At 65.9% G+C, this 15,795-nt stretch carries 14 protein-coding genes; 10 read left to right on the top strand and 4 right to left on the bottom strand.

All coding sequences use genetic code 11. The features are described from left to right. Positions 1-31: 31 nt before the first annotated feature. Entirely contained in the window at positions 32-1,174 is a 1,143-nt protein-coding gene (locus tag ACFWB0_RS11250) for an MFS transporter (protein WP_378490518.1), read from the bottom strand. Further along, positions 1,171-2,064 (bottom strand): PAC2 family protein, encoded by an 894-nt coding sequence (locus ACFWB0_RS11245; RefSeq protein WP_378490517.1) that lies wholly within the window; start codon positions 2,062-2,064, stop codon positions 1,171-1,173. Before ACFWB0_RS11245 ends, ACFWB0_RS11250 begins: the two co-directional genes overlap by 4 nt. Positions 2,065-2,115: 51 nt before the next feature. On the opposite strand from ACFWB0_RS11245, the gene metH reads away from it, so the two are divergent. The 6 genes from metH to hisG all read left to right on the top strand — a co-directional run bounded on the left by metH (position 2,116) and on the right by hisG (position 9,465). Continuing rightward, positions 2,116-5,685, top strand: a complete 3,570-nt coding sequence (gene metH, locus ACFWB0_RS11240; RefSeq protein ID WP_378490516.1) for a methionine synthase — start codon at positions 2,116-2,118, stop codon at positions 5,683-5,685. Continuing rightward, positions 5,678-6,391 carry an HAD family hydrolase gene (locus ACFWB0_RS11235; RefSeq protein WP_378490515.1) on the top strand — a complete coding sequence of 238 codons (714 nt, stop codon included), beginning with the start codon at positions 5,678-5,680 and terminating at the stop codon, positions 6,389-6,391. Before metH ends, ACFWB0_RS11235 begins: the two co-directional genes overlap by 8 nt. Positions 6,392-6,393: 2 nt before the next feature. Then, positions 6,394-7,287, top strand: a complete 894-nt coding sequence (locus ACFWB0_RS11230; protein ID WP_378490514.1) for a rhodanese-related sulfurtransferase — start codon at positions 6,394-6,396, stop codon at positions 7,285-7,287. 1 nt (position 7,288) lies between these two features. Next, entirely contained in the window at positions 7,289-8,176 is an 888-nt protein-coding gene (locus ACFWB0_RS11225) for a pseudouridine synthase (protein WP_378490513.1), read from the top strand. Positions 8,177-8,214: 38 nt separating this feature from the next. After that, positions 8,215-8,496 (top strand): phosphoribosyl-ATP diphosphatase, encoded by a 282-nt coding sequence (locus ACFWB0_RS11220; RefSeq protein WP_378490512.1) that lies wholly within the window; start codon positions 8,215-8,217, stop codon positions 8,494-8,496. Positions 8,497-8,595: 99 nt separating this feature from the next. Further along, positions 8,596-9,465 carry an ATP phosphoribosyltransferase gene (gene hisG / locus ACFWB0_RS11215; RefSeq protein ID WP_378490511.1) on the top strand — a complete coding sequence of 290 codons (870 nt, stop codon included), beginning with the start codon at positions 8,596-8,598 and terminating at the stop codon, positions 9,463-9,465. A gap of 43 nt (positions 9,466-9,508) precedes the next feature. Here the strand turns inward: hisG and ACFWB0_RS11210 are convergent, their stop codons facing one another. After that, entirely contained in the window at positions 9,509-10,345 is an 837-nt protein-coding gene (locus ACFWB0_RS11210; RefSeq protein ID WP_378490510.1) for a thioesterase family protein, read from the bottom strand. Between the two features lie 176 nt (positions 10,346-10,521). On the opposite strand from ACFWB0_RS11210, the gene ACFWB0_RS11205 reads away from it, so the two are divergent. Further along, on the top strand, positions 10,522-11,373 hold the full coding sequence (locus tag ACFWB0_RS11205) for a tRNA (adenine-N1)-methyltransferase (protein WP_378490509.1): 852 nt from the start codon (positions 10,522-10,524) through the stop codon (positions 11,371-11,373). A 31-nt stretch (positions 11,374-11,404) separates the two neighbouring features. On the opposite strand, the gene ACFWB0_RS11200 is transcribed toward ACFWB0_RS11205, so the two are convergent. Continuing rightward, a complete protein-coding gene (locus tag ACFWB0_RS11200; protein WP_378490508.1) occupies positions 11,405-11,893 on the bottom strand; it encodes a nuclear transport factor 2 family protein in 489 nt (162 codons plus the stop codon). A gap of 196 nt (positions 11,894-12,089) precedes the next feature. Here ACFWB0_RS11200 and arc point away from each other — a divergent pair, with 196 nt between their 5' ends. The 3 genes from arc to dop are packed head-to-tail and all read left to right on the top strand — an operon-like array spanning position 12,090 to position 15,788. Continuing rightward, the gene (arc, locus tag ACFWB0_RS11195; protein ID WP_378490507.1) at positions 12,090-13,871 is read left to right on the top strand and encodes a proteasome ATPase; all 1,782 of its coding nucleotides are present in this window, start codon (positions 12,090-12,092) and stop codon (positions 13,869-13,871) included. Positions 13,872-13,879: 8 nt separating this feature from the next. Continuing rightward, a complete protein-coding gene (locus ACFWB0_RS11190; RefSeq protein WP_378490506.1) occupies positions 13,880-14,284 on the top strand; it encodes a nitroreductase/quinone reductase family protein in 405 nt (134 codons plus the stop codon). Between the two features lie 10 nt (positions 14,285-14,294). Beyond that, positions 14,295-15,788, top strand: a complete 1,494-nt coding sequence (gene dop / locus ACFWB0_RS11185) for a depupylase/deamidase Dop (RefSeq protein ID WP_378490505.1) — start codon at positions 14,295-14,297, stop codon at positions 15,786-15,788. The last annotated feature ends 7 nt before the right edge of the window (positions 15,789-15,795 follow it).

Here is a 15,795-nt window from a genome sequence, read left to right as displayed (position 1 = left end):
ACCTCACCAATCAAAGAGGCACTAGCTTTGCTCACCGGTCGGTTGCGGGCGTCGAATCCGCAGGCATGACCAAGGGCGCCACCACTGCCAGCAGCACCGCAGGCACAATGAACGCCGCGAGCGGATACGTGGCATACAGGGGAGTCAATGCGACGGGTGCCAGGGCCGCACCGCCGAAGCGAAATGCCAGGACCACCGAGACTGCGCCACCTCGATTGCCGCCGGCGTCGCCGAGGACCGCGGCGTTCGCGGCCACCAGGACGCACTGCGAGGCAATCCCGGCGACGAACCACACCACCGCGATGACGGCAATGCTGCCGAGCGTCCCCGCTGCGACGACGAGGACACCGCCGGCAACTGCCCCGATCAGTACCGCGCGGTGCGCACCGATCCGGTCGATGAGCGTGCCCACACGGCGGGCCGTGAGGATCCCTGCCAGCCCGAACACCGTGAGCAGCGCACCTCGCCCTGCGGGAGAGAGACCGAAGTCGTCCTCTACCCGGAACGCAAGAAGGAACCCCAAGCCGCCGAGCGCTCCGAAGCCGAGGAGCGCGACCACCCCCACGCGGAGCACCCGTGGCCGCAGTGCGTCACGGAGGCGAGCCGAGCCATCCTCCGCCTCGTCCATCCGACCGGGCAGGCCGATCACGGCGAGTACGACCGCTGCGGCGGCGAGTACGACGAACGCCCACCTCCAGTTCACTTCGGCAGCGAGACCCCCGACGAGCGGCGCCGTGGTCTGCCCGGCGGCCTGCATCGCGCCGAACAGGCCGAGCGCACGCCCGAGGGAGGCACGAGGAGTGATTGCGGCCAGGGCCGCCAGCAACAGGGGAGTGGTGAATGCGTTGCCTGCACCCTGCAGCATTCGGGCGCCGATCAGCAGTGAGAACGTCGGCGCGAGTGCTGCAGCGATCGAGACCACCGCGTACATCACGTATGCGGTACGCACCGTCCGCAACCGGCCCCAGCGGGCGCCGAGGGTCCCGGAGAACAACATGAAGACGGCGAACACACCCAAGTACGCGGTGACTGTGGTCGCGGCGACCCCTGCGGAGACACCGGTGTCTTCCCCGATTTCGGGGAGCATCGACACGACGACGCCACCGCCGAACGGACCGAGGAATCCACCGATGTAGAGCGCCGCGCGCTGGATGGGCTCGCGGAGTCCGTTCACTGAGCGAACCCGCCGGGGCCTCTCCTTCGCAGATAGCGTTCGAATTCGGCGGCGAGTGCATCACCGTCGATCTTGGAGATGACCTCGGAGATGTCGGTTTCTGCGTCGCCGGCTTCTTCGAGGCTGCGGACGTAGTCGCTGATGTCTTCGTCGTCCTCGGTCATCGAGGTGACGGTTTCTTCCCATTCCTCGGCGAGTGCGGGGAGTTCACCGAGTGGAACCTCGACGTCGAGGACGTCTTCGACGCGGCGCAGCAGCGCAACGGTGGCCTTGGGGTTCGGTGGATGCGACACGTAGTGGGGGACGGCCGCCCAGAAAGACACAGCGGGGATTCCCGCGCGCACGCAGGCATCCTGTAGGACCCCGTTGATGCCGGTCGGTCCTTCGTACCGGGACTTCTCGAGGTTGAACCGTTTGGCTGCTTCGGCGCTGTAGGCGGTGCCCGTCACGGGTACCGGGCGCGTGTGCGGGGTGTCGGCGAGCAGTGCGCCGAGCACGATGACGGTGTGGATTCCCAGGTCGTCGATGAGTTCGAGGATCGCGTCGCAGAAGCTGCGCCACCGCATGTTGGGTTCGATGCCACGCAGCAGGACGATGTCTTGGTCGCTGCCCGGCGGGGAGCATGCGGACAGGCGCGTCGCGGGCCAGTCGATCTGTCGGGTCACGCCGTCGACGAGGCGGGCCTGGGGGCGGTTGACCTGGTAGTCGTAGTACTCCTCGGAGTCCAGTTCGGCGAAGGGTTCGGCGTCCCAGATCAGTTCGAGGTGCTCGACAGCCCCGGTAGCGGCGTCGCCTGCATCGTTCCATCCTTCGAATGCGGCGACGAGCACCGGGTTTCTGAAGTCGGGAACGGCCTGCTCCGGGGTCTCGGGATACTCACTTGCACTCACCCGTCCAGCCTACGGCGGGGTGCGGTTTGCGCGCCCACTACTCTGGTTGCCATGTCCACCCCACTGAACTCTGCCTTGTTCGATGCGCTGAAGCAGCGCGTTGTCATCGGAGATGGGGCGATGGGCACCATGTTGCAGGACGCGGATCTGTCGCTCGACGACTTCCGCGGCCTCGAGGGGTGCAACGAGATCTTGAACGAGACTCGTCCCGATGTGATCAAGGGGATCCACCGGGCGTACTTCGAAGCCGGGGCCGACATCGTCTCGACGAACACCTTCGGCTGCAACTTGCCCAACCTCGCCGATTACGACATTTCCGACCGGATTCGTGACCTTTCCGAGCGTGGCACCCGGCTTGCGCGGGAGGTGGCGGACGAGATGGGTCCGTCCGCCGACGGTGTGCCTCGGATGGTGCTGGGTTCGATGGGACCGGGTACCAAGTTACCCACCCTCGGTCATGCGCCGTTCGACGTGCTGCGCGATGCATACGGCGAAGCCGCGCTGGGCATGCTCGACGGTGGTGCCGATGCGATCCTCGTCGAGACCTGCCAGGACCTGCTTCAGGCGAAAGCCGCGATCATCGGTAGTCGCCGCGCCATGGAACAGGCGGGCAGGCGGGTCCCGATCATCGCGCATGTCACGGTCGAGACCACGGGCACGATGCTGCTCGGTTCCGAGATCGGAGCGGCCCTCACTGCGTTGGAACCTCTCGGTATCGATCTGATCGGGTTGAATTGCGCGACGGGGCCCGCCGAGATGAGCGAGCACCTGCGGTACCTGTCGCAGCACGCCCGTATCCCGGTGTCGGTGATGCCGAACGCAGGTCTGCCTGTGCTGGGGAAGAACGGTGCCGAGTATCCGCTCACGCCCGCGGAGCTGGCCGACGCATTGGCCGGGTTCGTGTCGGAGTTCGGTCTGGCGCTGGTCGGTGGGTGCTGCGGCACGACTCCCGAGCATGTCCGTCAGGTTGCCGCCGCGGTGCGCGAGGCGCAGCCTGCGCAGCGGAACCCGGAACATGAGCCGGGTGTGTCGTCGCTGTATACGGCGGTGTCTTTCGAGCAGGACGCGTCGATCCTGATGATCGGTGAGCGCACCAACACGAACGGGTCGAAGGCGTTCCGTGAGGCGATGCTCGCCGGCGACTGGGAGAAGTGCGTCGACGCCGCGAAGGACCAGGTGCGCGACGGTGCGCACATGCTCGACCTCAATGTCGACTACGTGGGTCGTGACGGCGCACTCGATATGGCGGAGCTCGCATCGCGGTTCGCCACCGCATCGACACTGCCCATCATGATCGACTCGACCGAGCCGGAGGTGATCCGGGCGGGCCTCGAGCATCTCGGTGGTCGGTGCGCCGTGAACTCGGTGAACTACGAGGACGGTGCGGGGCCGGGGTCGCGGTTCCAGCGGATCATGGAGCACGTCGCCGAGCACGGTGCCGCAGTGGTGGCACTGACGATCGACGAGGAAGGTCAGGCACGTACGGCCGAGCACAAGGTGCGTATCGCCGAGCGTCTGATCACGGACCTGACGGAGAACTGGGGCCTCGATCCCGACGACATCATCGTCGATGCGTTGACGTTCCCCATTTCGACTGGGCAGGAGGAGGTGCGACGCGACGCGATCGAGACGATCGAGGCGATCCGCGAGCTCCACCGTCTGCATCCGCGGGTGCATTTCACTCTCGGTGTGTCCAATGTGTCGTTCGGTCTGAATCCGGCCGCGCGGCAGGTACTCAACTCGGTGTTCTTGAACGAGTGCACCGAGGCGGGTCTCGATACGGCGATCGTGCATGCGTCGAAGATTCTGCCGATGGTGCGGATTCCCGACGAGCATCGGCAGGTCGCGTTGGATCTGGTGTACGACCGCCGCCGCGAGGGTTACGACCCGCTGCAGAAGCTGATGCAGCTGTTCGAGGGGGTGTCGGCGGCGTCGGCGCGCGAATCACGCGCGCAGGAGCTTGCTGCGCTGCCGTTGTTCGAACGCTTGGAGCGGCGGATCGTCGACGGGGAGCGGAACGGACTCGAGGCCGATCTCACCGAGGCGATGACGGCGGTGCCTCCGCTGGAGATCATCAACGAGACGTTGCTGTCGGGGATGAAGACGGTCGGTGAGCTGTTCGGATCGGGACAGATGCAGTTGCCGTTCGTGTTGCAGTCCGCCGAAGTGATGAAGGCGGCGGTGGCGCATCTCGAGCCGCACATGGAGTCGACGGGTGACGACGGCAAGGGCCGGATCGTGCTGGCGACCGTCAAGGGCGATGTGCACGACATCGGTAAGAACCTCGTGGACATCATCCTGTCGAACAACGGGTACGAGGTGGTCAACCTCGGTATCAAGCAGCCGATCGCAACGATCCTCGATGCGGCGATCGACAAGCGCGCCGACGTCATCGGAATGTCAGGTCTGCTGGTGAAGTCGACCGTGGTGATGAAGGAGAACCTCGAGGAGCTGAACTCTCGAGGTGTTGCGGATCAGTTCCCAGTGCTCCTCGGCGGCGCGGCGCTGACCCGGAGCTACGTCGAGAACAATCTCGCAGACGTGTATGCGGGTGAGGTGTCGTACGCGCGCGATGCGTTCGAGGGCCTGTCGTTGATGGATCGTGTCATGGCGATCAAGCGCGGGGAGGGTCCGGATCCGGACAGCCCGGAGGCGCTCGAAGCCGCGCGCAAGGCAGCCGACCGCAAGGAGCGGCACGAGCGTAGTAAGCGGATCGCGGAGAAGCGTAAGGCGGAGGAGACTCCGGCCGTGATCCCCGAGCGCAGTGATGTGGCGGCGAATCTGCCGGTGCCTGCGCCTCCGTTCTGGGGTACACGGGTGGTCAAGGGCATCGCGTTGGCCGACTATGCGTCGTTGGTGGACGAGCGGGCGTTGTTCCTCGGGCAATGGGGGTTGCGCGGGCAGCGTGCCGGTGACGGTCCGTCGTACGAGGAGTTGGTGGAGACCGAGGGTCGGCCGCGGTTGCGGTACTGGCTGGACCGGTTGTCGACCGAGGGCATCCTGCAGCATGCTGCGGTTGTGTACGGGTACTTCCCTGCGGTGTCCGAGGGCGACGATGTGGTGATCTTGACGGAGCCGCGTCCGGATGCTCCGGAGCGGTACCGGTTCACGTTCCCGCGTCAGCAGCGGTCGCGGTTTTTGTGCATTGCCGATTTCGTGCGGTCGCGTAAGGATGCGATCGAGTCGGGTCAGGTCGATGTGTGGCCGTTCCAGTTGGTGACGATGGGTCAGCCGATCGCGGATTTTGCGAACGAGTTGTTCGCGGCGAACTCGTATCGCGACTATCTGGAGGTACACGGCATCGGTGTGCAGTTGACCGAGGCCCTGGCCGAGTACTGGCATCGGCGGGTCCGGCAGGAGCTGGCGTTCTCCGGTGGCGGTACTGCTGCGGACGAGGATCCGGACGATGTGGCCGAGTATTTCAAGCTCGCGTACCGGGGTGCTCGTTTCGCGTTCGGTTACGGCGCGTGCCCGGATCTCGAGGATCGGATCAAGCTCGTCGAGTTGCTCGAGCCCGAGCGCATCGGGGTGGTGTTGTCGGAGGAGTTGCAGTTGCATCCCGAGCAGTCCACCGATGCGTTCGTTCTGCATCACCCGGAGGCCAAGTACTTCAATGTCTGAGTTGATCAGCAACGTATCCGGTTCGACGAGCGGGACGGGTGCGTTGCAGGCGGTGTTGTGGGACATGGACGGCACGCTGCTCGAGTCGGAGCAGTTGTGGGACATCGGGATGCGGGAGTTGTCGCTGCATCTGGGTGGGCCGATGTCGGAGGAGACGCGGATCTCGACGATCGGCGGTCCGCTGGATCTGTCGGTGTGGCGGACGTTCGACGGTCTCGGGCTCGCTCCGACGCCCGACGAGCAGACCGCCGCGGAGGACTGGCTCAACGCGTACATGTCGGAGTTGTTCACGCAGGGGTTGCCGTGGCGGCCGGGTGCGCGGGAGGCTCTGGGGTCGGTACGGGCTTCGGGGCTCGGGCAGGTGTTGGTGACCAACACCGGCCGGACGTTGTGCGATGTTGCGCTCGACACTCTCGGCCGCGACCATTTCGATCACACGGTGTGCGGTGACGAGGTGCCTGCGGGCAAGCCGGATCCGGCGCCGTATCTGCGGGCGGCGGAGTTGCTGGGTCTCGATCCGGCGCAGTGTCTGGCGGTGGAGGATTCTCCGACCGGGGCGGCGGCGGCGGATGCGGCGGGCTGCACGGTGCTGGTGGTGCCGTCATTGACGACGGTGCCTGTTTCGCCGCGGCGGGTGTTCCGATCGACGCTGGAAGGTCTTTCTGCGGCTGATCTGCACGTGCTGTACGCATCCGGTCGGCAGTGATCGTGGCCGTTCCGAAGATCGTCCTGTTCTACAAGTTCACGGCGTTGCCGGATCCGGAGGCAATCCGGTTGTGGCAGTACACCCTGGCTGCGTCGAACGGGTTGACGGGCCGAATTCTGATCTCCGAGCACGGGATCAACGGCACTGTCGGTGGCGATATCGCGGCGGTGAAGAGGTATGTGCGGGGGTTGCGCAGCTATCCGGCGTTCCGCGATGTCGACGTCAAGTGGTCCGACGGCACCGGCGACGATTTCCCGCGGTTGTCGGTGAAGGTGCGCCCCGAGATCGTCACGTTCGGTACGCCGGACGAGGTCGAGGTCGACGAGAACGGTGTCGTCGGCGGTGGGACGCATCTGTCGCCGCTCGCCGTGCACGCGTTGATGGCGGAGCGGGACGACGTGGTGTTCTTCGACGGCCGAAACAGGCTCGAGGCACAGATCGGGCGGTTCCGGGATGCGGTGGTGCCCGATGTGGACACCACCCGCGATTTCGTTGCCGAGCTGGACAGTGGCCGGTACGACCATCTCAAGTCGAAGCCGGTGGTCACGTACTGCACGGGTGGGGTGCGGTGCGAGGTGTTGTCGGTGTTGATGCGCAATCGTGGTTTCGAAGAGGTGTACCAGCTCGACGGTGGGATCGTCCGGTACGGCGAGACGTTCGGTGATGCCGGGTTGTGGGAGGGTTCGCTGTACGTGTTCGACGGTCGGATGAATGTGGAGTTCTCCGAGGACGCTGTCACGTTGGGTCGCTGCACGTTGTGCGGGGCCCCCACGTCGCGGTATCGCAATCATCCCGATGTCAACGCTCGTGAGTTGACGTTGGTGTGTGAGGGGTGTGTTCCGGAGCGAGTCTTCGAGGGCGCTGCTGTCGAGGGCGCTGCCGAAGCCGGGTCCTGACATGGCCGGCGCACCGTTGCCGGTGCGTGACGGGTTGGGTCCGGATCGTCTCCGGATGCCGGCCGAGGGTGCCGCGCGCACGGTGCTCGGGTTCCTGATCGAGGAGCATCCGGAGGAGGATTGGCACACTCGGATGGCGGCGCGGGAGCTTGTCGATGAGCATGGGCGGCCGGTGGATGAGCTGACCCGGTTCCAGCCGGGCCGGTTCGTGTATTTCTATCGTGAGCCGCCGCCGGAGACGCCGGTGCCGTTCCCGGTGGAGGTGTTGTATCGCGGCGATGGGCTGGTGGTGGTCGACAAGCCGCCGTTTCTGTCGACGATTCCGCGGGGTGCGCACATCCGGGAGACGGTGACGGTGCGGTTACGGCGGGATCTGGATCTGCCGGATCTGGTGCCGGTGCATCGGCTCGATCGGATGACTGCCGGGGTGTTGCTGTGTACGAGTGATCCGGCGTTGCGACGCCCGTATCAGGAGTTGTTCGAGCGGCAGCGGGTGCGCAAGGTGTACGAGGCGATCGCGGGGTATCGGCCCGAGCTGGAGTTTCCGCGTACGGTGCGGACGAAAATCGTCAAGCGGCATGGTGAGTTGACGGCGACGCAGGTGCCCGGCGAGCCGAATTCGGAGACTCGGATCGAGCTCGTCGAGCATCGTGGCGGTCGGGCGCGGTATCGGTTGTTTCCGCGCACGGGGCGTACGCATCAGTTGCGGTTGCACCTGTTGTCGTTGGGTGTGCCGATCGAGGGGGACAATTTCTATCCGGTGTTCGTGCGCCGCGCGCCGGGGCAGTTCACCGATCCGTTGCAGTTGCTGGCGCGCACGTTGGAGTTCACGGATCCGGTGAGTGGTCGGGTGCGTCGGTTCGACAGTGTGCGGGAGTTGTCGTGGTGAGTGGACCGGTGTCCTGATTGTGGGTGCGGGGCCGCGGCATGAAACAATCGGTTTCCGTGAAGACCTTCGAATCCCTGTTCGCCGAGCTGACCGAGCGTGCTGCGACCCGCCCTGAGGGTTCCGGCACCGTTGCTGCGTTGGATGCCGGTGTCCATGCGCAGGGCAAGAAGGTACTCGAGGAAGCCGGCGAAGTGTGGATCGCCGCCGAGTACCAGTCCGATGAGGAGCTCGCCGAGGAGATCTCGCAGCTGCTGTACTGGACGCAGGTGTTGATGGTGGGGCGTGGACTGAAGCTCGAGGACATCTACAAGCATCTGTGACGGCCGGTGAGCGTCGCCTCGGTGGCGGGTGCGCCGTCCGTGCCCCGGATGTGTCCTGATCGAATCTTCGTGTCCCCTTCTGTCTGAAAGGTTTCTTCCATGCTGCGCGTTGCGGTTCCCAACAAGGGTTCGTTGTCCGAGTCCGCCGCCGAGATTTTGAGGGAGGCCGGTTACCGCTGGCGTTCCGATTCTCGGGATCTGACTGTGATCGATCCGGTCAACGAGGTCGAGTTCTTTTTCTTGCGTCCGAAGGACATCGCGATCTACGTCGGGTCGGGTGAGTTGGATCTGGGGATCACCGGCCGGGATCTGGCGTTGGATTCGGGTGCGCCGGTCAGCGAGCGGTTGTCGTTGGGGTTCGGGTCGTCGCGGTTCCGGTATGCGGGTCCGAAGGATCGGGCGTGGAAGATCGAGGATCTGCAGGGTCTGCGGGTCGCGACGTCGTACGCGAATCTGGTGCGTCAGGATCTGGCGGAGCGGGGTATCGAGGCGACGGTGATTCGGCTCGATGGTGCGGTGGAGATCTCGATCCAGCTCGGTGTCGCGGATGCGATTGCCGATGTGGTGGGGTCGGGTCGCACGCTGCGGCAGCATGATCTGGTGGCGTTCGGTGAGTCCCTGTGCGATTCGGAGGGTGTGCTGATCGAGCGGGAGGGTGCGGATCGGACCGATCGGGCTCGTAACCAGTTGATTGCCCGGCTCGAGGGCGTGGTGTTCGCGCAGCAGTACGTGATGATCGATTACGACTGCCCGAAGCATTTGCTCGACGCCGCGGTGAAGGTGACGCCGGGTTTGGAGTCGCCGACGATCTCGCCGCTGGCGAACGATTATTCGGTGGCGGTGCGGGCGATGGTGTCGCGTAAGGGTCACAATGCGGTGATGGATCAGCTTGCGGAGCTCGGTGCCCGCGCGATCCTGGCGTCGGACATCCGGTCGTGCCGTGCGATGCGGGGCGTCGCGGGCGAGTGAACGGTGCCCCCTGCTGGGGGTGGGTGACGGGTGCGGTCTCGCGTCAGCGGGGCCGCACTTGCACGTTCTGGGTGATGCGTCCGAGCGGGCCGTGTTCGTCGTGGAGTACTCCGGTGGTCATGCCGATGCCGTCGGGGCCGACGGAGGTTTCCGCGGAGATGCCGGTCCAGTGGCTGCTGGGTTCGCGGAACAGGTGGACGGTCAGGTCGGTGTTGAGGAACAGCCAGTGTGCGGGGTCGAGTTTCGATCCGATGCCGTTGGCGACGTCGGCGACGGTGAAGAGTCGTTCGAGGCAGGTGGGGGTTTCCCCTTCGACGAGGTCGAGGCGGGCGCGGAGCCATGCGGCGGACGGCCCGGGTACTCCGAGTGGGGTCACGATGTGCCAGTCGAGGGTGTCGATGTAGCCGCTGAGCCCGAACAGGGTCATGTCGGAGGGCTCGGCGGCGGGGTCGATGGGGGTCAGTGCCGGTTCGGAGGTGCGGGCGACGCCGGGGAGGTCGTGGGTCTGAAGGCGCCAGCCGGTGCCGCGCGCCACGGCGCGTGCGGTGCCGCCGGGGGTGGTGGCCCACAGTTCGGCGACGACGAGTTCGATCTGGCGGCCAGGCCGGTCGAGGCGGGTGCGCACTTCGATGTCGGTCAGCGGTACGGGGCCGAGCAGGTCGATGCAGAGGCGGGAGAGCCGGGTGTCGGGGCGCGGCAGGTGGCGGGCGAGGGCGCGGGCGAGTAGGGCGGACGGGGGTGCGCCGTGCTGCAGGTCGGGACCCCAGGTGCTGACGGTGTGGCGGGTGGGTCGGAAGTATTCGACGTGGGTGTCGGGTGGGGTGCGCTCGCGTGTGCTTTCGGGTGCGGGGATGGGCACGAAATAGGCGGTGTCGCTCACGCGGTCGGTCTCCCGGGTCTGGTCGAGTATGAGCTTTCGATGATGGCAGGGCCGGTGGGTGTGGGGTGCGTGGGGGCTCACCTGCGGTCACCTGGCAGGCTGGTGTGCGGCCTGGCACCGTGTCGGGTCTGGCGTCACGAGTGTGGCGGTTGTATGTAGGTGAAGGTGGCACGGCGATGGCAGTAGGCGGACTCGGGCGCAGCGGACCGTTCGAGGTGGGCGATCGGGTGCAGTTGACCGACGCCAAGGGCCGCAAGTACACCGTGGTGCTCGAGCCGGGTAAGGAGTTCCACACCCATCGCGGCGGGATCCTGCATGACGATCTGATCGGTACGGACGAGGGCACGGTGGTGACCTCGACGAACGGCACGCCGTATCTGGCGTTGCGTCCGCTGCTGGTCGATTATGTGCTGTCGATGCCGCGTGGGGCGCAGGTGATCTATCCGAAGGATGCGGCGCAGATCGTGCACGAGGGCGACATGTTCCCGGGGGCGCGTGTTCTCGAGGCGGGTGCCGGGTCGGGTGCGTTGACGTGTTCGCTGCTGCGGGCGGTGGGCCCGGAGGGCTCGGTGATCTCGTACGAGGTGCGCGACGATCATGCGGTGCATGCGGTGCGCAATGTGGAGACGTTCTTCGGGGAGCGTCCGGCGAACTGGGATCTGACGGTCGCCGATGTCGCGTCGTACGACGTCGAGAAGCACGGGCCGGTGGATCGGGTGGTGCTGGACATGTTGGCGCCGTGGGATGCGTTGCCTGCGGTGGCGAATGCGTTGGTGCCCGGTGGTGTGTTGATCGTGTATGTGGCGACGGTGACGCAGTTGTCGAAGGTCGTCGAGGCGATGCGTGAGCAGACGTGCTGGACCGAGCCGCGGTCGTGGGAGTCGATCGTGCGGGACTGGCATGTGGTGGGGTTGGCGGTGCGGCCGGAGCATCGTATGCAGGGGCATACCGCGTTCCTGGTGTCGGCCCGGAAGTTGGCGGAGGGGACTGTCACGCCGAGACCGCAGCGGCGTCCCAGCAAGGGCTGAGACGCCGGCCGCTGGTCGGGGGAGTGTCGGTTCACTCGCAGGTCAGGCGTCCCAGTTCGAGGAGGGAGCAGGTGCTGTCGTCGGCGAGCAGCCATGCGTCGTCGGCCTCGGTGAAGGTGAGCGTCAGGGGCGCGCCGCCGTGTGGGCCGGTGACCTCGGTGACGGCGGTGACGGTGGTGTCGTCGATGCCGGTGACCTCTGCGACCGTGGCGGTGAGCGGGTAGCCGGTGAGTACTTCGTTGAACTGGGTGATCACGGCGGTGCGGGCCTCGCCGTTTTCGATGACGGCGACCTTGGCGGCGACGGGGGCGGCGGGGTCGAAGAACACGTCCATCTGTGTCTGGAGGTCGGCGGCCGTGACGGGTGCGTCGACGGTGCCGGTGGTGGCGGCGGTTGCGTCGGCGCTGGTGGGGGTCGTGGTCGACGTCTCGGTGGTGGTGTCGTTCTCCGAGGAACAGGCGGGCAGTGCGGTGACGGCGAGGACGGTGGCCGCAGCGGCCCAGAGGGTGCGGGTGTTCACAGAAGTGGTCCTTTCGGGAACAGACGAAACGGCACGAGCATCGAGATTAGGTAAGGCTAACAGTGCGGCGGAGGGGTGTGTCGCCGTGGCGCCGTGACAGGGACGACACGCGTTCGCAACACCAGGATTTCGTGTCACCCCCCACTTTTCGGTGAACTGCCGGTAGCGTGGAATGACCAAGTGGAGGGAGTCGCACATGAGCTCGTCAGAGAAACCGGACTCGGGTGCTGCCGCACGGGAACTCGAAGAACTGCGCGCCGAGGTGGTCGCCCTCCGGACCAGGCTCACCGAACCGTCCGATCGGCTCCGCGACCTCGAGTCGCGGCTCGAGTCGGTCACGATACGTAACGGGAAGCTGCTCGAGACTCTCAAGGAGGCCCGGCAGCAGTTGCTCACGCTCCGCGAAGAGGTCGATCGGCTCGGTCAGCCGCCCAGCGGGTACGGGGTGTTGCTCGAGGCGTTCGAGGACAGCACTGTCGATGTGTTCACGTCGGGCCGCAAGATGCGGGTGGGGGTCTCCCCGAATCTCGAGGTCGAATCGTTCCGGACGGGCCGGACGGTGCGTCTGAACGAGGCGTTGACGGTCGTCGAGGTCGGCGGGTTCGAGCAGGTCGGGGAAATCACCACGTTGCGCGAGCTGCTCGACGACGGGCGCCGCGCGTTGGTGGTCGGGCATGCCGACGAGGAGCGGGTGGTGTGGCTGTCGGAGCCGCTCGCGCAGATCGCGGCCCGCACTCTCGATTCGTCGGTCGAGGATGTCATCGACGAGAACGGTGACCGGTTGACGCTGCGCTCGGGTGATTCGTTGCTGGTCGACAGTAAGGCCGGGTACGCGTTCGAGCGGATCCCGAAGGCCGAGGTCGAGGATCTGGTGCTCGAGGAGGTGCCGGACGTCGACTACGGTGATATCGGTGGTCTGGGTCGGCAGATCGAGCAGATCCGCGATGCGGTCGAGTTGCCGTTCCTGCACAAGGATCTGTTTCGCGAGTATGCGCTGCGACCACCGAAGGGTGTGCTGTTGTACGGCCCACCTGGGTGCGGTAAGACTCTCATCGCGAAGGCGGTGGCGAATTCGCTGGCGAAGAAGATCGCTGAGGCCCGCGGTGAGGATTCGAAGGAGGCGAAGTCCTTCTTCCTCAACATCAAGGGTCCGGAGCTGCTCAACAAGTTCGTCGGTGAAACCGAGCGGCACATTCGGATGATTTTCCAGCGGGCTCGGGAGAAGGCGTCCGAGGGCACTCCGGTGATCGTGTTCTTCGACGAGATGGATTCGATTTTCCGTACCCGCGGTTCGGGTGTGTCGTCGGATGTGGAGACGACGGTGGTGCCGCAGTTGCTCAGTGAGATCGACGGTGTCGAGGGGCTCGAGAATGTCATCGTCATCGGTGCCTCCAACCGTGAGGACATGATCGACCCGGCGATCCTGCGGCCGGGCCGGCTCGATGTGAAGATCAAGATCGAGCGTCCCGATGCGGAGGCGGCGCTCGACATCTTCTCGAAGTACCTGACCGAGCAGTTGCCGGTGCACGCCGACGACATCGCCGAGTTCGGTGGCGATCGGACGGCGTGTGTGCGGGCGATGATCGAGCGGGTGGTCGATCGGATGTACGCGGAGTCGGAGGAGAACCGGTTCCTGGAGGTCACCTACGCCAACGGCGACAAGGAGGTCCTGTACTTCAAGGACTTCAACTCGGGTGCGATGATCCAGAACATCGTCGACCGCGCGAAGAAGTACGCGATCAAGGCGGTGCTGGACACCGGGACGAACGGTCTGCGGGTGCAGCATCTGCTCGACTCGATCGTCGACGAGTTCGCCGAGAACGAGGATCTGCCGAACACCACCAACCCCGACGACTGGGCGCGGATCTCCGGGAAGAAGGGCGAGCGGATCGTGTACATCCGCACGCTGGTCACGGGCAAGAATGCAAGCGCGAGCCGCGCGATCGACACCGAGTCGAACACCGGCCAGTACCTGTAGGACGCCTCATGCCGTTGCCGCGTGTGCTGGCCCGGGTCAATCGGGTGGCCACGAATCGGATTGCGACACCGGTAGCCCGGTTTCTGCCGGGCGCCGGTGTCGTCGAGCATCGTGGTCGTCGGTCGGGGCGGCAGTACCGGACTCCGGTGTTGTTGTTCACCGATGGTGCGCGGTTCCGGGTGGCGTTGACCTATGGCACCGACACCGACTGGGTCCGTAACGTGCGGGCGGCCGGGGGTGCGGTGCTGCTCACCCGGGGGCGGCGGGTGCCGGTCACGGACCCGACCATCGGATGTGATCCGGGGGCCGGGTGGGCGCCGTGGCCGGTCGGGGCGGTGTTGCGGCTGATCGATGCGTCGAGCTATCTGGATTGTGCGGCCCGCCGCACGGGCGCGGGGTCCTCGATCACCTAGTCTCGATGGTATGCAGCGGATCATCGGTATCGAGGTCGAGTACGGGATTTCGTCGCCCAGTGACCCCACAGCGAACCCCATTCTCACGTCCACCCAGGCGGTGCTCGCGTACGCGGCGGCGGCGGGAGTGCCGCGCGCGAAGCGGACCCGGTGGGATTACGAGGTGGAGTCGCCCTTGCGGGATGCCCGTGGGTTCGATCTGGGGCGGTTCAACGGCCCGGCGCCGGTGATCGACGCCGACGAGGTCGGGGCGGCGAACATGATTCTCACCAATGGGGCGCGCCTGTATGTCGATCATGCGCATCCGGAGTTCTCGGCACCGGAGGTCACCGACCCGCTCGATGCGGTGATCTGGGACAAGGCAGGCGAGCGGGTGATGGAGGCCGCGGCGCGGCATGCGTCGAGTGTGCCGGGAGCGCCGCGCCTGCAGTTGTACAAGAACAACGTCGACGGTAAGGGCGCGTCCTACGGCACGCACGAGAATTACCTGATGGCGCGGGACACCCCGTTCTCAGCGGTGGTGGCGGGGCTGACCCCGTTCTTCGCGTCCCGGCAGGTGATCTGCGGGTCGGGGCGGGTGGGGATCGGGCAGTCCGGGGACGAACCGGGTTTCCAGCTGTCGCAGCGTGCCGATTACATCGAGGTCGAGGTCGGGTTGGAGACCACCCTCAAGCGCGGCATCATCAACACCCGCGACGAGCCGCACGCCGATCCCGACAAGTATCGGCGTCTGCATGTGATCATCGGTGATGCGAACCTGGCGGAGATGTCCACGTACCTGAAGGTCGGTACGACCGCGTTGGTGCTCGATCTGATCGAGGCGGGTGTCGATCTGTCGGATCTGCAGTTGGCGCGGCCGGTCACGGCGGTGCATCACATCAGTCACGATCCGACGCTGCGGAAGACGGTGGCGTTGTCCGACGGCCGGGAGGTCACGGGTCTGGCGTTGCAGCGTCTGTACCACGAGCGGGCTGCGAAGTTCCACGACGGCACCGACGATGCACGGGTGCTCGACATTCTCGACAAGTGGGCGATGGTGCTCGATCTGCTCGAGCGGGACCCGATGGAGTGCGCGGATCTGTTGGATTGGCCCGCGAAGCTGCGGTTGCTCGAGGGATTCCGGCAGCGGGAGTCGCTGGCCTGGTCGGCGCCGCGGCTGCACATGGTGGATCTGCAGTATTCGGATGTGCGTCTCGACAAGGGCCTGTACAACCGGCTGGTGGCCCGCGGGTCGATGCAACGTCTGGTCACCGAACAGCAGGTGCTCGATGCGGTGCACTCCCCGCCGACGGACACCCGCGCGTATTTCCGTGGTGAGTGTCTGCGCCGGTTCGGTGCCGATATTGCAGCGGCGTCGTGGGATTCGGTGATTTTCGATCTCGGGGGTGAGTCGCTGGTGCGGATCCCGACTCTCGAGCCGTTGCGGGGCAGTCGCGCGCATGTCGGGGAGCTGCTCGAGACGGCGCAGTCGGCTGCGGAACTGGTCGATCAGCTCACTCACTGACCTTCCG

Source organism: Rhodococcus sp. NPDC060086 (genome assembly GCF_042730275.1).
GTDB lineage: Bacteria > Actinomycetota > Actinomycetes > Mycobacteriales > Mycobacteriaceae > Rhodococcus.
Note: the sequence above shows the minus strand (reverse complement) of the source record. Positions and strands in the feature narration are given on the sequence as shown.